Genomic DNA, 2,672 nt, shown 5'->3' with positions numbered 1-2,672 from the left:
ACTCCGCTAATTTACGCCGCAATCCGTGCCGAATGTTCTGACGACGGACAACGACGCTTGCAGGAGGGTTTCTAATGTCTACCGGCGTTTTCATTTTGCACTCTCAATATACCCCCTCGGGCGATCAGCCCGAAGCCATCGCACGGCTGATCTCAGGCATCGAAGAGGGGGCGCATCATCAGACCCTGAAGGGGATCACCGGATCGGGCAAGACCTTCACAATGGCCAATGTGATTCATCGCCTGAAGCGGCCCACCCTGATCCTGGCGCCGAACAAGACGCTGACCGCGCAGCTTTATGACGAAATGAAACAGTTCTTCCCTGAGAACGCGGTGGAGTATTTCGTTTCATACTATGACTACTTCCAGCCGGAAGTATATCTGCCGGGTAGTGATCGGTTCATCCCGAAAGATTCCGCGATCAACGACCATCTGGAGCGCCTGCGCCTGTCCACGACGAAATCGCTCATCGAGCGTCGAGACACCATCGTCGTCGCTTCGGTGTCGTCCATCTACGGAATGGGCGATCCCGACGATTATCGGGCATTGCAGGTTCCGCTCTCGCCGGGCGCGAGGTTGAGCCTGAACGAGCTTCTTCATGGCTTTGCCCGATTGCAGTATGATCGTACCGAGCACAAGCTGAAGCGTGGAACCTATCGCGTTACCGGCGATATGGTCGAGGTCTTTCCAGCGGATTCGGAATACAAGGCCATTCGTCTCAGGTTGTCGAATGGCGTGATCGAGACCCTTGACTGGATCGACGCAGCTACCGGACAACAACTGGAGAGCATCGCTCACTATCTTGTCTCGCCGAAGACGGTTCTGGCAGCCTCGGCAAGCCAGGTGGAAACCGCCGCCACGGCGATCCTTGAAGAGATGGAAAGGCGTGTTGCTCAGTTAAACAGCGAAAACCGCCATGTGGAAGCGGAACGCCTATATGAGCGGATTACGAACGACGCCGAAATGCTGCGGCAGGTCGGATACTGCTCGGGCATGGAAAACTACGCCTGCTATCTGAGTGGCCGCGATCCCTCCCTTCCTCCGATCACCTTGCTCGACTACCTCCCGAAGGATGGCCTTCTGTTCGTCGATGAATCCCATGTGATGATTCCGCAGATCTCGGCCATGTATAGCGGCGATCAGAGTCGCAAGGACACGTTGATCGAGTTCGGCTTCCGTCTGCCGTCCTCCAAGAACAATCATCCTCTGAGCTTCAGGCAGTTCGAGGCCATGAAGCCGCAGACGATCTTCGTTTCCGCAACCCCTGCCGCATATGAGCTGAATATTTCGCAGGATCGCGTCGTTGACCAGATCGTGAGACCCACCGGCCTGCTGGACCCTGAAGTCGAAGTCCGTCCCTGCGAGGGAGACATCGACGATCTGCTGCGCGAGATTACCGAGCGTGCGGCCAGAAACGAGCGGGTGCTGGTGACGACGCTCACGAAGGTCGCCACGGAAAATCTTCATGCCTTCCTTGAAAGCAAGGGCGTTCGGGCGCGGTATCTGCACTCCGATATTAAGACGGAAGACCGGATTGAGATCATAAACGGCCTTCGCGCCGGCGAGTTTGATGTCCTGATCGGTATAAGTCTCTTGCGCGAGGGACTGGATATTCCCGAGGCATCCCTGATCGCGATTCTCAACGCAGATCGCGCGGGCTTCCTACGAACGGCGCCGACTCTGATTCAGATGATCGGCAGAGCCGCCAGGAACGTCAACGGGAAGGCAATCCTTTACGCTGATGTGGTGACACCGGCAATGAAACAGGCAATGGATGAAACAATCGATCGAAGGCAGCGTCAGATTGCCTTTAACGAAGAGCATGGCGTCACCCCCTCTTCATCCATCCGAAAAATCGCCTCCGAGCAATCTCCGGCGTCCGAACCTTCAGTTCACTCGGAAGCGTTCTGTGCCAACCTCTCGGAGCTTTGTAATCGGATCGGCGAGGCAGAGCATCGTCTGCTGTCGGCCGTCGACACCGGCGACGACGCACTGGCGGAAGACATTCGCCTTCGCCTGGACAAGCTATATGGCCAGTTTATCTATCTATGATCACATTAGACGTGGATCGGTATCTGAAGCGTTCTGGCCACCCGCTGAAGTACATTCATTAATGAGCAAAGAGGTATTTTTCCTGGAACGATGGTTCGTCCGACGCAAATACGGGCTTCGGCAGCACAGATCCGTGAGGCTGGGGATCTTGGGTAGATCAGGACGATGAGAATATTCACCATTGGGTTCACCAAGTCATCGGCTCAGCACTTCTTCACGAGGTTGAGAGACTCCGGCGCCAAACGGCTTGTCGATGTTCGCCTCAATAATGTTTCACAGTTATCAGGCTTCGCGAAGCGTGACGACCTGAGATATTTTTCCGAAGCCCTGTGTGGAATGGAATATGAGCATCTGCCGGAACTCGCACCGACGAAGGATATGTTCGAAGATTTCAAGGTAAGAGGGGGAGACTGGAACAGTTATGCCGCAAGATTTCGGGATCTGATATCGCGACGCCAGATCGAGATGATCGACAAGGAGAAAATTGAAGGTGGATGCCTGTTGTGCAGCGAGGACAAGCCGCACCACTGTCATCGACGACTTGTCGCAGAATACTTAGCAACAAAATGGCCTGTCCGTCGTCAGAACATTCGGCACGGATTGCGGCGTAAATTAGCGGAG

The 2,672-nt window shown here is 55.1% G+C and carries 2 protein-coding genes; both read left to right on the top strand.

Features of this window, described 5'->3' with window-relative positions; genetic code table 11:
* The first annotated feature begins 74 nt into the window (after positions 1 to 74).
* Positions 75 to 2,051: an excinuclease ABC subunit UvrB gene (gene uvrB, locus ET21_RS0122975; RefSeq protein ID WP_030541533.1), complete on the top strand. Its 1,977-nt coding sequence runs from the start codon at positions 75 to 77 to the stop codon at positions 2,049 to 2,051.
* A 165-nt stretch (positions 2,052 to 2,216) separates the two neighbouring features.
* Positions 2,217 to 2,672 (top strand): DUF488 family protein (locus tag ET21_RS0122970; RefSeq protein ID WP_202807163.1); only part of this gene is annotated, 456 nt, incomplete at its 3' end.

The organism is Sphingobium sp. DC-2 (assembly GCF_000722555.1).
In the GTDB taxonomy this organism is placed as follows: domain Bacteria; phylum Pseudomonadota; class Alphaproteobacteria; order Sphingomonadales; family Sphingomonadaceae; genus Sphingobium; species Sphingobium quisquiliarum.
Note: the sequence above shows the minus strand (reverse complement) of the source record. Positions and strands in the feature narration are given on the sequence as shown.